Source organism: Flavobacterium sp. I3-2 (genome assembly GCF_013389595.1).
In the GTDB taxonomy this organism is placed as follows: domain Bacteria; phylum Bacteroidota; class Bacteroidia; order Flavobacteriales; family Flavobacteriaceae; genus Flavobacterium.
Genome location: NZ_CP058306.1, coordinates 1021404 through 1039769, shown reverse-complemented (window position 1 = coordinate 1039769; position 18366 = coordinate 1021404). Strand labels below are relative to the sequence as shown.

Below are 18366 nucleotides of genomic sequence, written 5' to 3'. Positions count from 1 at the left end.
AATATAATATAATTTTTTTAATCAAATAATAAATAAACTGAGTGTGTATGAAACGAATATTACTTTTATTTTTTTTAGCTATCTCATTTTTTGCCAATGCCCAAGTTTTTCAAGAGAATTTCAATTCTGGAATTCCTTCAACCTGGATCATTACAAATAATGGAGTAGGATTAGGTCAAAGTTGGATGAATTCTCCTGCTAGTTTGGGAAATAATACAACTGTAGCTGCTATGGTTGCTAACGAAACTGGTACTGCCGCGAACCCTGTTCAAGATTGGTTGATAACACCTCAAGTTAATTTAACAGGTGTTACCAATCCTCAACTGGTTTTTGTTGGAAAAACAACTCCAGTCGGTCCAAATAGGAATAGTGTTTTGAAAGTTATGATTTCTACGACAGGCACTGCTCCATCGAACTTTACGCATTTACAAACTTTTACAGAAAGTTTTTCTGGAGCTACAAGTCCTATAAGTCCAAATGCGAATTTCAACTTAAAAACATTGAACTTAACAGGTTATGCGAATCAAAATGTTTACATAGCATTTGTTATGGAAAACGTAGGTGTTGGTAAATCTTGGATTATTGATGATGTTAAATTTTTTAATCGTTGTTTAGATGTAACTAATATAATGGTTAGTAACGTTGATTTAGATTCAGGTGTAGTTTCTTGGAGTAATCCAGGAGGTGCTGCGTCGTTTGAAATAGAATTAGTTGTAGGAAATAATCCACCAACAGGTGTTCCTACGCATACTTCAACAACTAATTCAATTGAATTACCTTTAGTTGTTGGTCTTAATTATAAAGCTTATGTTCGAGCTGTATGTTCGGGGAATACATCTGATTGGTTAGTTTCAAGTCCATTCACACCCAAAGTCCCAGGTTCAGATTGTCATTCGGCTTTAAATATAGCTTCACTTCCTTATACGCATTCAGATACTACTGCGAATTATGGAGATGATTATAATGGAGCTCCTGGAAACTCATGCGGAATAACTGGTAGTTATTTAAATGGAGATGATGTGGTATATGCTTTTACTCCAAATGAAAATATGGAAATTGAAGCTGAGTTAATTCCTCAAGATGTTTTTTCAGGACTTTTTGTGTATGATAGTTGTGCAAACATTGGAGTAACTTGTGTTGCGGGTGTTGCTAATACAAATGCAACTATTCGACAAATTAACAATTTGAGTTTAACAGCGGGTACAACGTATTATTTTGTAATTTCGACAAGAGCTCAGCCACAACCTCAATCTGTACAATACACATTTAATATTCAAAGAATTCGTTGTGCTGAACCGATTAATTTAACTGCTTCTAATTTTTCTCAAACAAGCGCTCAATTAGGTTGGCAAAATGGAACAGGGAACAATGCTACATCTTGGCAAATATTTGTTCAAAACACAGCTGATAATTTACCAGTTACCTCAGGAACAACAGTTTCAAGTTCAACGCCAGTAGTTAATCAATTACAAAATGGAACTCCGTTGCAACCATCAACGATTTATGAATATTATGTTCGTGCTTCTTGTGGTGATGGTAATTTTAGTACATGGGCAGGGCCTTATACATTTAATACACTATGTGCTCCATTAAATTTGCCGTTTTCTGAAGGATTTAATTCTACTTCGTTGTCAGAAATTTGTTGGAATGTAATTAATGCTAATAACGATACACGTTTATGGGATTTGAATTATACATTAACTCCTTTTGAAGGAAATCAGTCAGCGTCATTAAATGCAATAGGTTCAGGAACTTTACCAAATGATGATTTTTTAGTTTCTCCTGTTTTTAATTTTAATGGACAATATCGCTTACGTTATAAATACAAATTAAGTTCAGGAACTACTCCTCAGAATTTTGCAATTAAGATGTCGCAAAATGGAGGTGTAAGTAATTCTGATTTCACTACCGTTTTACTTGCTGATGCAGGATATTCAAACACAACTTACAAAGAAAAAATTGTTTATTTACCAAATTTTGTAGGAACTGGTGCTATTTCTTGGCATGTTCAATCTAATGGAGTATCTAGAATTTTCATTGATGATGTTGTTGTTGAACCTGTACCATCTTGTCCAGAACCTTATGATGTTGTAAATACTTCATCTACGGCTACAAATATGGTTTTAGATTGGCAACAATTTGGAACTGTGGCTTCATGGGATGTAGTTTTAGTTCCAGCTGGTATACCATTTACTGGAAATACGACTGGATTAACGGTTTTTAATACAACTACAAAACCATTTACAACACCAACATTGCCTTCAGGAACTTTATATGATGTTTATGTTAGATCAAATTGTTCTGGTACCAATCAAAGTACTTGGTCAATTGCGGGGTCAGGTTTTACCAAAGCACCAAATGACGAATGTACAACAGCTGTCCAAGTACCTGTAAATCCAGATACTGATTGTGTGGTTAGTGTAGATGGTAGTTTGATTGGTGCAACAAATTCAAATTTAGGTACTGTATGTTCAGGTACTTCCAATAATGATGTGTGGTTCCAGTTTACAGCGACACAATCAGTACATATTTTAAGCTTAAGTAATATTGTTGGTAATGTAACAACTTTATATACTGTTTTGTATTCGGGACAATGCGGAGGTGGATTAAATCAAATGGAATGTAATACCTTTACCAATGCTAATTCTATTGTTACTTACAATAATTTAATGCCAGGAACAACTTATTATGTTAAGGTTTATTCTTTAACTGTTCCTGCGGTTACTACATACAGTGTTTGTGTTTTATCACCATTACCACCAATTAGAACAAGTAATACACAATATACTGTTCCGCAATTAGTAACAGATATTTTAATCAATAATCCTTGTGCTGAAGTCGATAATATTACTTGGAGTACAGGTTCAAATACAATGGGAATTGGATATTTTGAAAAGAATAACTCTTCTTTTACTTATGATGATGGAATTATACTTTCTTCTGGAAATGTTTTAAATGCTCCAGGTCCAAAATTAGCATTTGCTCAAGCTCAAGGAAATTCAGGTGGAGATGCTAGTTTGAATGCCTTTTTGCAATCTCAAGGATTGACAGGGACTTCTAATAATGCATCTGTGCTAGAGTTTGATTTTAAAGCGATTACAAATCAGATGAGTTTTAATTTCTTATTTGCTTCAGAAGAATATGGAGGTTTTCAATGTCAATTCTCAGATATATTTATATTTTTATTAACTGATTTAGCAACAGGTGTTACTACAAATATTGCTGTCGTACCAAATACCAATATTCCTATTTCTGTTTATACAGTGCGCGATGCGCAATATAATCCGCCAGGTGCACCGACAACTTGTACATCTTCTAATGTTCAATATTTTGATAGATATTTTGAAGGAGGAGATGATGCAGCTTCATTAGGGGCACCGATAAATTTCCATGGACAAACAGTTTCTATGGTTGCACAATCTGTAGTTGTGCCAGGAAATACATATCATATTAAGTTAGCAATTGCTGATTATAACGATGGAAGTCACGATTCTGCTGTATTTATTGAAGGAGGAAGTTTCCAATTTGGGACAATTGATTTAGGTACCGATTTAACAGTTGAAGAAAATAATGCTTTATGTGCTGCTCAAAGTTACGAATTAGATTCAGGTGTAGATTTAGATCAATATACCGTTCAGTGGCTAAAAGATGGTGATCCTATACCAGGAGCAACCAACCCAGTTTTAGTTGTTACAGAGTCTGGTGTTTATACAATTGAAGCTACTTATATAGGTTCAAGTTGCGCGGTTTCAGATAGTATTTTAGTTGAAATTTATCCAATATTTATAGATGATTTTGCAGAGCCAGAATTATTAAAAGTTTGTCATAATGGGAATAAAATAATTGACTTAACAGTTAACGAAGCCGTAATGTTGAATGGAATTCCTGCGTCAGATTTTTCATTTCAGTATTATCCTTCAGTTTCTGACTTAAATGACAATACAAATGTGATTACAAATCCTCAAACATTTAATGCTGATCGAGCTTATCAAATTTATATAAAAGTTAAAAATTTGATATCTGGATGCGAAGAAGTTATGAGTTTTCCTGTTGAATATATTACTGCAGATGAACCAATGTTTATTGAAGATGTTATTGTTTGTACCTCTTATCAATTACCAACTTTACCAGAAGGGCAAAAATATTTTACTGGTCCTAACGGAACTGGTGAAAACTTAAAAGAAAATTCTTATCTTGCTATCGGTGTTCATAAGATATATATATTAAGTCAAAAAGATATTTGTTTTGATGAAACTAGTTTTAATGTTGAGGTTTTAAATTGTTCTATACCAAAAGGTGTTTCACCAAATGGAGACGGTTTAAATGATAGATTTGATTTATCATTCTTTAATATAACAAAGCTGCAAATATTCAATCGTTATGGCGAAGAAGTTTATTCTCACGGTCCAGGCTATACAAATCAATGGCAAGGACAAAATAATAGTGGTAAACTACTGCCGAGCGGAACATATTTCTATACTATTATAACACCATTTGAATCCTTAACAGGTTGGGTTCAATTAGTACAAGAACAAAATTAAGAACTTAACTATTAGCCAACTGAAAGCGTGAGTTTTCAGTTGGTTTAATTATTAACTTTATGAAGAAAATATACATAAGTGCATTATTAGCTTTGTTAGGGCTTTCAGAATTATCAGCACAGCAAGATCCACATTATACACAATATATGTATAATCAAAGTGTGATAAATCCGGCATATGCAGGATCACGCGAAGGATTATCATTAGGACTTTTACACCGTGAACAATGGTCAGGATTAGAAGGTGCTCCAAAGACAACAACTTTCTTTGGAAACGGTCGTGTTGGAAAAAAAGTAGGATTGGGATTATCAGTAATTTCAGATAAAATTGGACCAGTTTCAGAGAACAATGTTTATGCTGATTTCTCATATACCTTAAAGCTACAACCAGGGCATAATTTGGCTTTAGGGTTAAAAGCGGGTATGACGATGCAACAATCCGATTTTTTCAGTGAAATCAACGGACATGTACCCGATGCTAATGACCCTGCGTTTGCAGAAAATACGAGCCAAAGTTTTTTTAACGTTGGAGCAGGAGCCTTTTACTATACAGATAAATACTATGTAGGGTTTAGTGTACCTAATTTTCTTCAAAACACTTATGTAGAAAAAAACAATCGTAAATTCGGAAGTGATGTTATGCATATGTTTTTAACAGGAGGGTATGTATTTGATTTGAATGAAAATTGGAAATTCAAACCATCAACGATGTTAAAGATGGCTGCAGGTGCACCACTATCTGTTGATGTTTCAGCGAATGCCTTGTATGCAAAGAAATTAGAGTTTGGTTTAACCTACCGTTTAGAAGATTCATTTGGAGCGATGATAAATTATGCCGTACTTCCAAATTTACGAATAGGATATTCATATGATTATGTAACCTCAGATTTGAAAACCGCTGCAAGCTCATCTCATGAAATTATATTATTATTTGATATTTATTTCAAAAAACGAGTATCAAGTTCACCACGATATTTCTAAAACCGACAACAAAACTAAATTTAATGAAAAAACTATACATAAGTTTATTATTACTAGGTAGTATCGGTCTTAGTTACGGACAAGATACACCAGAAGAACGTTTACAATTAGCTGACAAATTATTCAATAGATTCGAATTTTCGGACGCTGCTAACCATTATCATAAATTAACCAAAGGAGTAAAGACAGATAATTACATCAATTTGCAATTAGCAGAATGCTACTATAATATGTTTAATACAGTTGAAGCAGCTAAATGGTATGGAAAAGCAATCGAAGCAAATCCAAATTTAGATGCTGAAATTTATTACCGTTATGCTCAGATGCTAAAAGCGAGTGGTCGCTATGAAGCTTCGAATGATGTAATGAAGAAATATGCTGAGTTAAAACCAGATGATCAACGCTCAAAAGATTTCTTATCCGATCCAAATTATATACCACAATTACGTAGCCAAGAAGCTTTGTTTACATACGAAGACAGTGGAATGAATGATTTGAAATATTCAGATTTTGCAGGAATCTTAACCGAAGATAACACGTTTTATTTTACAAGTGCACGTACAGAGAGCAAAAAGAAATATGGCTGGAATGAACAACCTTATTTAGATATTTATTCGGCAAAATATGACCCAGAAGAAGGGAAGTTTAAAGATATCGCTCAAGTAACAGAATTGAATTCAAAATTACACGACGGTCCAGTGAGTATCACGGCAGATGGACAAACCATGTATTTTTCAAGTGAAAGTTTTCGTTCAAGAAAGTTTACGAAAAACGTAGCACAACGTTTAAAAGAAGGAAAAGTAAGCTTGTATCGCGCAAAATTTGATGGAAAGAAATGGAAGGATGTCCAACCTGTATCTTTCAATAGTGCCGAATATATGGTAAGTAATCCAAGTATAAGTGGAGACGGAAAGACATTGTATTTCGCTTCAGATATGCCAGGAGGATTTGGAGGAATGGATATTTGGAAAGTTTCGATAAATGAAGATGGTAGCTACGGAGAACCAGTGAATTTAGGTGAACGAGTAAATACCGAAGGAAGAGAATCTTTTCCATTTATAGATAGCATAAATAACAAACTATATTTTGCATCAGATTCAAGAAAAGGATTTGGAGGATTAGATGTTTATTCGTTAGATTTAGAAACACCAGGTTCAGAAGCTAGAAACTTAGGAGATCCGGTGAATACACCTAAAGATGATTTTGCAATGTCTTTTTATCCAAATAAAGGGATCGGATTTTTATCAACAAATCGTGTTGGACGTGATGATATTTACCGTGTAAAACCAATTTGTTTAACCGAAATAATAACGACCGTAAAAAACTCAAAAACAGGCGAATTATTAAAAGATGCACAAATAACGATATTTGATCACGACAACAATCCAATCGAAACACGATATACCGATAATTACGGAATCGTAAGATATGAAGTAGATTGTAATCGAAGCTATTCATTAAAAGTAACTAAAGCAGATTACGAAGGAAAAGATATAGAATTAGCTAAATGGAAAGGTGGAAAACAACCTGTAGAAGTTAATTTACGTCCGATAGAATTAATAGTTATTGTAGATAAAATTGTATTAGATGATATTTTCTTTGAATTTGATAAATCAAACATCACCCAACAAGGAGCCTTCGAGTTGAATAAATTAGTTCAGATTTTAGAAAGAAATCCAAACATGAAAATCAAAATCGAATCGCATACCGATAGCAAGGGAAGTGATGCATACAATTTGAAATTATCAGAACGTCGCGCAATGTCAACCTTACAATATGTGAAATCACAAGGCATAAGCGGAGATCGATTAGAAGCACAAGGATATGGCGAGAGTCAACCAAAAATAGATTGTGGCGAAAATTGTACGCCAGAAGAAGATGCAACTAACCGCAGATCAGAGTTTATTATCACACAGAAATAGCATAGATTTATATTTAATTTGGAGAAAGCTCAACATGTTTTTTTGTTGGGCTTTTTTTGTTTTTTAAAAAAAAATGAATTTCTGTGTTAAAATAAGATTATTGTTTGTTTAATTATGATATATTTGTAATAGTCTCATAATTTAATATTTTTTCTATGAAAAAAATTACTAGCTTAATATTACTAATGTTCTGTACATTGGTAGGTTATAGCCAAATTATCAGCACTGGTTTTGAAACTGGTGTTCCTGCAGGCTGGATTATTACACATAATGGAGTTGGAGTCAACAGCCCATGGTATGTTAATAATACTGCTGCTTTGGCTAACTCTGGTACATCGAGTTTAATGGTAGCTCCAGAAACTGCGACGGCATCGGCGCCAATACAAGATTGGGTTATAACTTCTGCAACCAACTTAACGGGCATTTTAAATCCTAAATTGTCTTTCTATGGAAAAGCATCTCCTGCTGGACCGACTAGAAATAGTAGATTAGAAGTTAGGGTTTCAACAACAAATACAAATTTAACGAGTTTTACAACTATTGCATCTTTTCAAGATTTTAATAGTGGCGCTACCAATCCGATTAGTTCTGTTGGAGGTGCTTATGGATTTCAAGAGTTAAGTTTGTTACCTTATGCTGGACAGAATATTTACATTGCTTTTGTTATGGTAAATCAAGGACAAGGAAAAACTTGGAATTTAGATGATATTCTTGTATTTGAAGATTGTCCAGATGCTACAAATTTAGGTGTAACCAATTTATCTGAAAATGGAGGGACAGCAACATGGTTAAACCCAGGTGGAGCTACAAATTTTCAAACAGAAGTTGTATTAGCAACAGCAACTCCAACTGGGGTTCCAACTTATACAAATTCAACTACAACTACAACTCAAATAATGACTGGGCTTTTGCCAAACACTACTTATAAGTATTATGTTCGTTCTACTTGTATAAACAATGTTTTTGGTGATTGGATAGGTCCATTTGAATTTGATACAAATCCACTTCCGGCTCCACTTCCTTATGTTGAAAACTTTGAAGCTTTCCATGGTTGGAGATTTACTAATGGAACACAACCAAATAAATGGTTTGTAGGTAGTGCAACACAGAACGGAGGAGCTAAATCTATGTATATTTCTAATAACGATGGAGCAGCAAATATATATACAATAGGTACAAATTCAACAACTCATACTTATAGAGATGTTATAATACCTCCAAATACAAATGAAATATTATTTACTTTCGATTATAGAGGTGAAGGTCAAACAACCTTAGATTTCATGAGTCTTTGGTCTGTGCCTACAACTTTTCTTCCTACTGCTGGAACTCAAATAGTAAATGCAAATGGAGTTCAAATTGGTGGAGTAATGAATTTAACTCCAAACTATACGAACCGTTCTTTCATTGTGAACGTTTCTGCATATGCTGGTACAACTCGTAGATTTGTTTTTGAATGGAGAAATAATAATAGTGCAGGAACTCAACCTCCAGCTTCGGTTGATAATATCAATATTAGTGTAATTCCTTGTACAGCACCTACAAATTTAGTTTTAGGAACTGTTGGGGCGCAATCAGCTCAAATTTCATGGACTGCTCCAGCTTTTCCACCTGCATCTTATGATTACTATGTTTCTCAAAATACAACACCACCTACTGATACAACTACACCAACAGGAACATCTACAACGAATTCTGCTAACGTTACTGGCTTAGCTCCAGGTAGCAGTAATTATATTTGGGTTAGAAGTAACTGTGGAACTAATGGGAAAAGTGTTTGGATTGGATTTGTAGTAGCTCATATAAATCAAGTGCCAGTTCAGTTACCTTATAGTCAAGGTTTTGAAAGTGGAAATCATGGTTTCCAATTTAGTTTAACGAACCAGCCGAATTATTGGATGGTTGGTAATGGAGTTGCTAATGCAGGAAATAATAGTTTGTATATTACAAATAATAATCAAAATAATGAATATACTATAACTCAAACTTCATCTACTTCTGCTTTTAGAGATTTTGCAATCCCTGCAGGAACAACTGAAATAAATTTACAGTTTGATTTTAAAGGTATGGGACAAGGAGTTTTAGATAGAATGCGAGTTTGGCTAGTTCCAACTACTTTTATTCCGACTCCAGGTGTGAATATAACTGCTGTAAATTCAGGTGGTACTCAAATTGGATTAACTAATTATAGCGAAGTTCCAAACTGGGTAACATATAATAATGTTATTAATGTTTCGGCATTTGCGGGAGCAAATAGAAGAATTGTTTTCGAATGGGTAAACAATAACAATACAGGTACACAACCTCCTGCTGCAGTTGATAATATTAATATTAATGTTATTACTTGTGTTGCACCTTCAAATATTGTTACTAATACAGTAAATCAGAATGATGCAACTTTAAGTTGGACAGCACCTACATCGACTAATATAGCTTCTTATGACTATTATTATTCTACCTCAAATGTTTATCCAACTGCTGCAACTGCACCATCTGGAAATACAACTGCTACTTCTGTTTTACTTCAAAATTTAAGTACAGCAACTCAGTATTATTTCTGGGTTAGAAGTAATTGTGGTTCTGGTGATGGAAATAGTTTCTGGGTAGGCCCACAAATATTTACAACAACTCAAATTCCTGCTACATTGCCTTACACTGAAAAATTTGATTCAAATAGTTTTGTGTTCGGATTAAGTAATGGAACTCAAGTTAATAAATGGATGGTTGGAACTTCAGTGTCGTTTTCTCCAACTAAATCTTTATATATTTCTAGTAACGAAAATGATTATAACTATAATATTACATCCGCTTCGGTTGTGCATGCTTATAGAGATTTAGCAATACCTGCAGGAGCTGCAACTTATAATTTAAATTTTGTTTATAAATATTTTGGGCAGGCTAATATTGATTTTATGAAAGTTTGGCTTGTACCTTCAACTTATAATTTAGTTCCAGGTGCTCAAATCATACAAAATCCTACAAACGGAGCTTATCCACTTGGTGCAGTAAATCCTACTGTAAGTTATCAAGCTAAAGATTTTGAGATAGCTATACCTGCTAATTTAACAGGTCAGACTGTGAAATTAGTATTCGAATGGGTAAATAATGATGTGACTGGTAATCAAGGTCCTGCTTCAGTCGATAATATTACATTTAAAGCTTTAACATGTAAAGCACCAACAGATATTGAAGGTGAAGTTTCTTGTGCTGATGCTTCAATAATTAATTTATCGTGGACACCTCGTGGAACGGAAACTATGTGGGAATATCTTGTACTTCCATTAGATGCTCCTACACCTTCTACAGGAAACGTGGTTACAATGCCTGAGGCAACTCATTCTGGTTTAACTCTAGGAACAGATTATACTATTTGGGTTCGTGCGATTTGTGGAGGAGAAAATGGAAATTCAGAATGGGTAAGTAATAATTTTTATGCAGGATCTAGTCCTGTTGCAAGTGCTAATCCTTTCTGTGCTGGACCTGAAGGTATTTTATTTGATAATGTTTACAATGCGCAAAATGTGCCGAATTTAACAAATGGAAATTTCCATTGTTTAGGAACAACTCCAAATCCTGTATGGTATTTTATGCAAGTTGATCAAGCAGGACCTTTAAATTTCCAAATTGTTCAGAATACATTGTTTAATGCTCAAGGTCAACCTGTTGGTACTACTTTAGATGTCGATTATATTGCTTTTGGACCATTTAATAGTTTAGCTCAGGCTTGTGAAGATATTATAATCGCGCCAGGTTCACCTAATCCTAATTCAAAAATTGTAGGATGTAGTTATTCTGCTGCTGCTGTAGAAAATTTTAATATTCCTAACGCTCAGCCAGGTCAAGTATATGCAATTTTGATTACGAACTTTAATGGTGCTCAAGGTAAGATCAAATTTGTTCAAACAAACGCTACGGCTCCTGGCGCTGGTAACACAGATTGTAATTTCCTTTGTGAAGTTAAATTAGGACCAGATAGAGTTATTTGTGGAACTGAAACAACTTTGAATGCTCAAATTTCAACTGTTGGTACAGGAGATATAACTTCTATAAAATGGTATTTAGACGGTGATTTAATGGATCCTACTATATACAATACATTGAGTATAACTGTTAATCAGTCTGGTATTTATACTGTAGATATTGATAAAGATGGATGTACAACAGGAGAACCAATTGTAGATGATATCGAAATTACATTTGTTAGTCCATTCAATGGCGAAATACCAGAATCTTTAACATTATGTGATTTTAATAATGATAATGAAGAATTGTTCGATTTGCAAGAGTTTACAAATCAATTCTTAAATGGACAACAAGGCTATAATGTTACATATCATGATAATTTAATTGATGCTAATGCTGGGTTTGGTGTTTTACCATCACCATATTTAAGCTCTCCAAAAACAATTTTCGTTCGTGTAGCTAATGCCACAGGACCAGTTTGTGCTAGAGTTGAAGAATTAGAATTAATTTTAAAAACTACGATTTATCCTGTTGTTGATTTTGTTTACCCGACTCCTATTTGTGTAAACGGTCAAGATAGCATTAGTCCAGAGTTAGTACCTGGATTCACACTAGGTGGTACGTTTAGTTCTACTCCTGGATTAGTTATTGATTCTGCTACAGGTGAGATTGATTTAGAAGCTAGTAAAGCTGGATTATATGATATTAAATATGATTATCCAGTAAGTTCAGCAAATTGTGGTGATTCAGATTCTCATATTTTCCAAATAAGAGTTTTAGATCGTATAGGTTTCTTAATAGATGGATATTGTAGAAATGAAATATTCACTATTTCAGCAACTGATATATTAGGAACATTGAACTTTAGTACTGCAACATTTAAATGGTCAAATAATGTTATTTCATCAGATAAGTCAATTGCTACAGTAGATAAACCAGGTACTTATTCAGTAACTGTTACTACTGCTGATGGATGTGTTGAGACTGCAGAAATTGTTGTTACAGATATCTATTGTTTGATTCAAAAAGGTATTTCACCAAATGGAGATGGTTTAAATGATACTTTTGTATTGAAAAATTTAGTAGTTCAGAAGCTTCAAATATTCAATCGACATGGAAAAGAAGTTTATTCTCATGGTCCAGGCTATACAAATCAATGGCAAGGACAAAGCAATAATGGAGCTGAATTACCAAGTGGAACCTATTTCTATACTATAGTTACTCCTTATGAAAACTTTACAGGTTGGATTCAGGTTGTTAGAGAACAAAATTAAGAACTTAACTATTAGCCAACTGAAAGCGTTAGTTTTCAGTTGGTTTAATTATTAACTTTATGAAGAAAATATACATAAGTGCATTATTAGCTTTGTTAGGGCTTTCAGAATTATCAGCACAGCAAGATCCACATTATACACAATATATGTATAATCAAAGTGTGATAAATCCGGCATATGCAGGATCACGCGAAGGATTATCATTAGGACTTTTACACCGTGAACAATGGTCAGGATTAGAAGGTGCTCCAAAGACAACAACTTTCTTTGGAAACGGTCGTGTTGGAAAAAAAGTAGGATTGGGATTATCAGTAATTTCAGATAAAATTGGACCAGTTTCAGAGAACAATGTTTATGCTGATTTCTCATATACCTTAAAGCTACAACCAGGGCATAATTTGGCTTTAGGGTTAAAAGCGGGTATGACGATGCAACAATCCGATTTTTTCAGTGAAATCAACGGACATGTACCCGATGCTAATGACCCTGCGTTTGCAGAAAATACGAGCCAAAGTTTTTTTAACGTTGGAGCAGGAGCCTTTTACTATACAGATAAATACTATGTAGGGTTTAGTGTACCTAATTTTCTTCAAAACACTTATGTAGAAAAAAACAATCGTAAATTCGGAAGTGATGTTATGCATATGTTTTTAACAGGAGGGTATGTATTTGATTTGAATGAAAATTGGAAATTCAAACCATCAACGATGTTAAAGATGGCTGCAGGTGCACCACTATCTGTTGATGTTTCAGCGAATGCCTTGTATGCAAAGAAATTAGAGTTTGGTTTAACCTACCGTTTAGAAGATTCATTTGGAGCGATGATAAATTATGCCGTACTTCCAAATTTACGAATAGGATATTCATATGATTATGTAACCTCAGATTTGAAAACCGCTGCAAGCTCATCTCATGAAATTATATTATTATTTGATATTTATTTCAAAAAACGAGTATCAAGTTCACCACGATATTTCTAAAACCGACAACAAAACTAAATTTAATGAAAAAACTATACATAAGTTTATTATTACTAGGTAGTATCGGTCTTAGTTACGGACAAGATACACCAGAAGAACGTTTACAATTAGCTGACAAATTATTCAATAGATTCGAATTTTCGGACGCTGCTAACCATTATCATAAATTAACCAAAGGAGTAAAGACAGATAATTACATCAATTTGCAATTAGCAGAATGCTACTATAATATGTTTAATACAGTTGAAGCAGCTAAATGGTATGGAAAAGCAATCGAAGCAAATCCAAATTTAGATGCTGAAATTTATTACCGTTATGCTCAGATGCTAAAAGCGAGTGGTCGCTATGAAGCTTCGAATGATGTAATGAAGAAATATGCTGAGTTAAAACCAGATGATCAACGCTCAAAAGATTTCTTATCCGATCCAAATTATATACCACAATTACGTAGCCAAGAAGCTTTGTTTACATACGAAGACAGTGGAATGAATGATTTGAAATATTCAGATTTTGCAGGAATCTTAACCGAAGATAACACGTTTTATTTTACAAGTGCACGTACAGAGAGCAAAAAGAAATATGGCTGGAATGAACAACCTTATTTAGATATTTATTCGGCAAAATATGACCCAGAAGAAGGGAAGTTTAAAGATATCGCTCAAGTAACAGAATTGAATTCAAAATTACACGACGGTCCAGTGAGTATCACGGCAGATGGACAAACCATGTATTTTTCAAGTGAAAGTTTTCGTTCAAGAAAGTTTACGAAAAACGTAGCACAACGTTTAAAAGAAGGAAAAGTAAGCTTGTATCGCGCAAAATTTGATGGAAAGAAATGGAAGGATGTCCAACCTGTATCTTTCAATAGTGCCGAATATATGGTAAGTAATCCAAGTATAAGTGGAGACGGAAAGACATTGTATTTCGCTTCAGATATGCCAGGAGGATTTGGAGGAATGGATATTTGGAAAGTTTCGATAAATGAAGATGGTAGCTACGGAGAACCAGTGAATTTAGGTGAACGAGTAAATACCGAAGGAAGAGAATCTTTTCCATTTATAGATAGCATAAATAACAAACTATATTTTGCATCAGATTCAAGAAAAGGATTTGGAGGATTAGATGTTTATTCGTTAGATTTAGAAACACCAGGTTCAGAAGCTAGAAACTTAGGAGATCCGGTGAATACACCTAAAGATGATTTTGCAATGTCTTTTTATCCAAATAAAGGGATCGGATTTTTATCAACAAATCGTGTTGGACGTGATGATATTTACCGTGTAAAACCAATTTGTTTAACCGAAATAATAACGACCGTAAAAAACTCAAAAACAGGCGAATTATTAAAAGATGCACAAATAACGATATTTGATCACGACAACAATCCAATCGAAACACGATATACCGATAATTACGGAATCGTAAGATATGAAGTAGATTGTAATCGAAGCTATTCATTAAAAGTAACTAAAGCAGATTACGAAGGAAAAGATATAGAATTAGCTAAATGGAAAGGTGGAAAACAACCTGTAGAAGTTAATTTACGTCCGATAGAATTAATAGTTATTGTAGATAAAATTGTATTAGATGATATTTTCTTTGAATTTGATAAATCAAACATCACCCAACAAGGAGCCTTCGAGTTGAATAAATTAGTTCAGATTTTAGAAAGAAATCCAAACATGAAAATCAAAATCGAATCGCATACCGATAGCAAGGGAAGTGATGCATACAATTTGAAATTATCAGAACGTCGCGCAATGTCAACCTTACAATATGTGAAATCACAAGGCATAAGCGGAGATCGATTAGAAGCACAAGGATATGGCGAGAGTCAACCAAAAATAGATTGTGGCGAAAATTGTACGCCAGAAGAAGATGCAACTAACCGCAGATCAGAGTTTATTATCACACAGAAATAGCATAGATTTATATTTAATTTGGAGAAAGCTCAACATGTTTTTTTGTTGGGCTTTTTTTTTGTATATTAACAAACTAAGTTTGATTTGTGGCACGATACTTGAAATATAATAGTAAACAATAATAGATTAAAACAATATAAAGATATGAAAGCGTATAGATTAATACTGATGGTTTTTGCTTTGATGCTAGTGAACGTAGTATCTGCGCAAAAGAACACAAATGGAAATGTTGTAGCTAAAAGTCGCGATATTTCTGATAATTTAGATTTGCAAGCTGTTGCTTCTATATTTGGAGATTCTAAAGATTTGGAAGATTTTGAAAAAAAATTAAATGATCCATCAATGCAAATCTCTAATTTAGATTTAAATCAAGATGGATATGTTGATTATTTAAGAGTTCTTGAAGTTGCTGAAGGTGATGTTCGTGTGATAGTAATTCAAGCCGTTTTAGGTCAAGATCAGTTTCAGGATGTTGCTACAATTGAATTAGAAAGACAACGTGCAACAGCGTCTTCTTCTTCACCAAATGTTAATATTCAAATTGTAGGAAACCCTTATATATATGGTCCAAATTATATTTACGAACCATATTATTACAGAACTCCAGTCTTTTTTGATTTCTTTTGGATGCCAACTTATAGACCATATTATTCGCCATGGTATTGGGGATATTACCCAACTTATTATTCATACTGGGCTCCAGTTCCTTATTTTAGATACAATAGAAACTGTTATAATTATATAAACCAAAATAATAGATATGTTTATACCGATTCAAGACGTGTATCTAGAGCGGATAGAATGTATTCTAATGTAAGAGGAAATTCGTTGGAACGTCAAAATCCAGGAAGATCTTTTGAAGGAAGAAATGGAAGTGTAACAAATAGATATGCTTTTGATAAAGAACGTACTGCTACTAGAACTGCTTCTTTTAGTGGTGATAGAGGAACAATGACATCTGATAGATCAAATATTTCTACAGATAGAAATGCTACAACTGTTGGAAGAAATGGAGTGTCAGAAACTTCAAGAAAAGCAACGAATTCAAATAGAGTAGGCTCAAATTCTTCGGCTTCGGAAGTACGTTCAACAGGAACTAGAGTAAGAAGTGATTTTAATGCAACGAGAACAAATGTTAATTCTGGTGAAACTAGAGTGAGTATTCCTGCTGGAACAAACACTAGATCAAGTTCAACTATAAGATCGAATTCAGATTTTAATCAATCGAATAACAATAGAATAGAAAGATCAACTAGATTAAATACTAATAATAATTCAGGTTCGTTTAACAGAAGTTCGAATTCAGGTTCTTTTAATAGAAGTTCAAATTCTGGCTCTTTTAACCGTTCTTCAACTCCAGCACCTTCAAGAAGTATGAGTGCACCTTCTTCATCTAGAAGTGGTGGCGGTTCATCAAGTAGAAGTATTGGAAGATAATTTATAAATTCAATAAAAAAGAGCTTCGGAATTCCGAAGCTCTTTTGCTTTTATTTTAAATCGAAACCGATATCTTTTCTAAAATACATACCGTCAAATTTTACTTTTTCAATACTTGTGTATGATTTTTGCAAAGCTTCTTCAAAGCTATCTGCATATGAAGTAAAAGCTAAAACACGACCTCCGTTTGAAACTACTTGATCATCTTTTAAAGCTGTTCCTGCATGGAAAACAATTGAATCTGTAACTTGATCTAAACCAGAAATAACTTTATTTTTCTCATAATCTTCAGGATAGCCACCAGAAACAACCATAACTGTAGTTGCAGATCTTGAATCAATTTCAAACGAAACCTTATCTAATTTTTGAGCGCCAACTGCTTGAAACAGTTCAACTAAATCAGATTTTAAACGCGGTAAAACAACTTCAGTTTCAGGATCTCCCATTCGAACATTATATTCAATTACAAACGGATCATTTCCTACTTTAATTAAACCGATAAATACAAAACCTTTGTATTCGATATTATCTTTCTGAAGTCCGTTTATTGTAGGAATTACAATGCGCTCTTCAATCTTTTTCATCAATTCTGCGTCCGCAAACGGCACTGGAGAAACTGCTCCCATTCCACCGGTATTTAAACCTTGATCGCCTTCGCCAATACGTTTATAATCTTTTGCTGTTGGAAGTAATTTATACGATTTGCCATCAGTTAAAACAAAACAACTTAATTCAATTCCGTCTAAAAATTCTTCGATAACTACTTTTGAAGAAGCATCTCCGAATTTAGCATCTACCAACATATTACGTAATTCTTGTTTCGCTTCAGTTAAATCGTTTAAAATTAAAACACCTTTTCCGGCAGCTAAACCATCTGCTTTTAAAACGTAAGGTGCTTTTAATGTAGTTAAGAATTCACAACCTGCTTCAACTGTGTCTTTGGTAAAAGATTGGTAACGAGCAGTTGGAATATGATGTTTTACTAAAAATTCTTTTGCAAATTCTTTACTTCCTTCTAATTGAGCACCTAATTTAGATGGTCCGATTACAGGAATTTGTACTAAAGCAGTATCGTTTTTAAAGAAATCGTAGATGCCGTTCACTAAAGGATCTTCTGGACCAACCACAACCATTTCGATGTTGTTAGCTAAAGTAAATTCTTTTACTGCAAAAAAATCGTTTGGATTCATAGCAACATTCGTAGCAATTGAAGCTGTCCCTGCATTTCCAGGCGCAACAAAAAGTTTCGAACATTTATTGCTTTGTAACATTTTCCATGCGAAAGCGTGTTCTCTTCCACCTGAACCTAATAGTAAAATATTCATTGTGTTGTGTTGTTAAATAATT

8 protein-coding genes are annotated in these 18366 nt (G+C 33.7%); 7 read left to right on the top strand and 1 reads right to left on the bottom strand.

The annotated features are described in order from the left end of the window. Positions 1-47: 47 nt before the first annotated feature. The 7 genes from HW119_RS04945 (at position 48) to HW119_RS04915 (ending at position 17019) form a co-directional block, all read left to right on the top strand. The gene (locus HW119_RS04945) at positions 48-4541 is read left to right on the top strand and encodes a choice-of-anchor L domain-containing protein (protein ID WP_177761741.1); all 4494 of its coding nucleotides are present in this window, start codon (positions 48-50) and stop codon (positions 4539-4541) included. Positions 4542-4600: 59 nt separating this feature from the next. Then, a complete protein-coding gene (locus HW119_RS04940) occupies positions 4601-5521 on the top strand; it encodes a type IX secretion system membrane protein PorP/SprF (protein ID WP_177761737.1) in 921 nt (306 codons plus the stop codon). Positions 5522-5544: 23 nt separating this feature from the next. Next, positions 5545-7443, top strand: a complete 1899-nt coding sequence (locus HW119_RS04935) for an OmpA family protein (protein WP_177761735.1) — start codon at positions 5545-5547, stop codon at positions 7441-7443. A gap of 155 nt (positions 7444-7598) precedes the next feature. Then, complete coding sequence (locus HW119_RS04930; protein WP_177761739.1) at positions 7599-12680, top strand: fibronectin type III domain-containing protein; 5082 nt, start codon at positions 7599-7601, stop codon at positions 12678-12680. Between the two features lie 59 nt (positions 12681-12739). Then, positions 12740-13660, top strand: coding sequence for a type IX secretion system membrane protein PorP/SprF (locus HW119_RS04925; RefSeq protein WP_177761737.1), 921 nt, complete (start codon positions 12740-12742; stop codon positions 13658-13660). Between the two features lie 23 nt (positions 13661-13683). Beyond that, the gene (locus HW119_RS04920; RefSeq protein ID WP_177761735.1) at positions 13684-15582 is read left to right on the top strand and encodes an OmpA family protein; all 1899 of its coding nucleotides are present in this window, start codon (positions 13684-13686) and stop codon (positions 15580-15582) included. Positions 15583-15726: 144 nt separating this feature from the next. After that, on the top strand, positions 15727-17019 hold the full coding sequence (locus HW119_RS04915; protein ID WP_177761733.1) for a hypothetical protein: 1293 nt from the start codon (positions 15727-15729) through the stop codon (positions 17017-17019). Between the two features lie 50 nt (positions 17020-17069). Here the strand turns inward: HW119_RS04915 and purD are convergent, their stop codons facing one another. Next, positions 17070-18344, bottom strand: a complete 1275-nt coding sequence (gene purD / locus HW119_RS04910) for a phosphoribosylamine--glycine ligase (RefSeq protein ID WP_177761730.1) — start codon at positions 18342-18344, stop codon at positions 17070-17072. Between the last annotated feature and the right edge of the window lie 22 nt (positions 18345-18366).

What these genes read in the sequence shown, in the direction of transcription:
- HW119_RS04945 (WP_177761741.1), top strand. Translation starts at nt 48, where the DNA reads ATGAAACGAATATTACTTTTATTTTTTTTAGCTATCTCATTTTTTGCC.
- HW119_RS04940 (WP_177761737.1), top strand. Translation starts at nt 4,601, where the DNA reads ATGAAGAAAATATACATAAGTGCATTATTAGCTTTGTTAGGGCTTTCA.
- HW119_RS04935 (WP_177761735.1), top strand. Translation starts at nt 5,545, where the DNA reads ATGAAAAAACTATACATAAGTTTATTATTACTAGGTAGTATCGGTCTT.
- HW119_RS04930 (WP_177761739.1), top strand. Translation starts at nt 7,599, where the DNA reads ATGAAAAAAATTACTAGCTTAATATTACTAATGTTCTGTACATTGGTA.
- HW119_RS04925 (WP_177761737.1), top strand. Translation starts at nt 12,740, where the DNA reads ATGAAGAAAATATACATAAGTGCATTATTAGCTTTGTTAGGGCTTTCA.
- HW119_RS04920 (WP_177761735.1), top strand. Translation starts at nt 13,684, where the DNA reads ATGAAAAAACTATACATAAGTTTATTATTACTAGGTAGTATCGGTCTT.
- HW119_RS04915 (WP_177761733.1), top strand. Translation starts at nt 15,727, where the DNA reads ATGAAAGCGTATAGATTAATACTGATGGTTTTTGCTTTGATGCTAGTG.
- purD (WP_177761730.1), bottom strand. Translation starts at nt 18,344, where the DNA reads ATGAATATTTTACTATTAGGTTCAGGTGGAAGAGAACACGCTTTCGCA.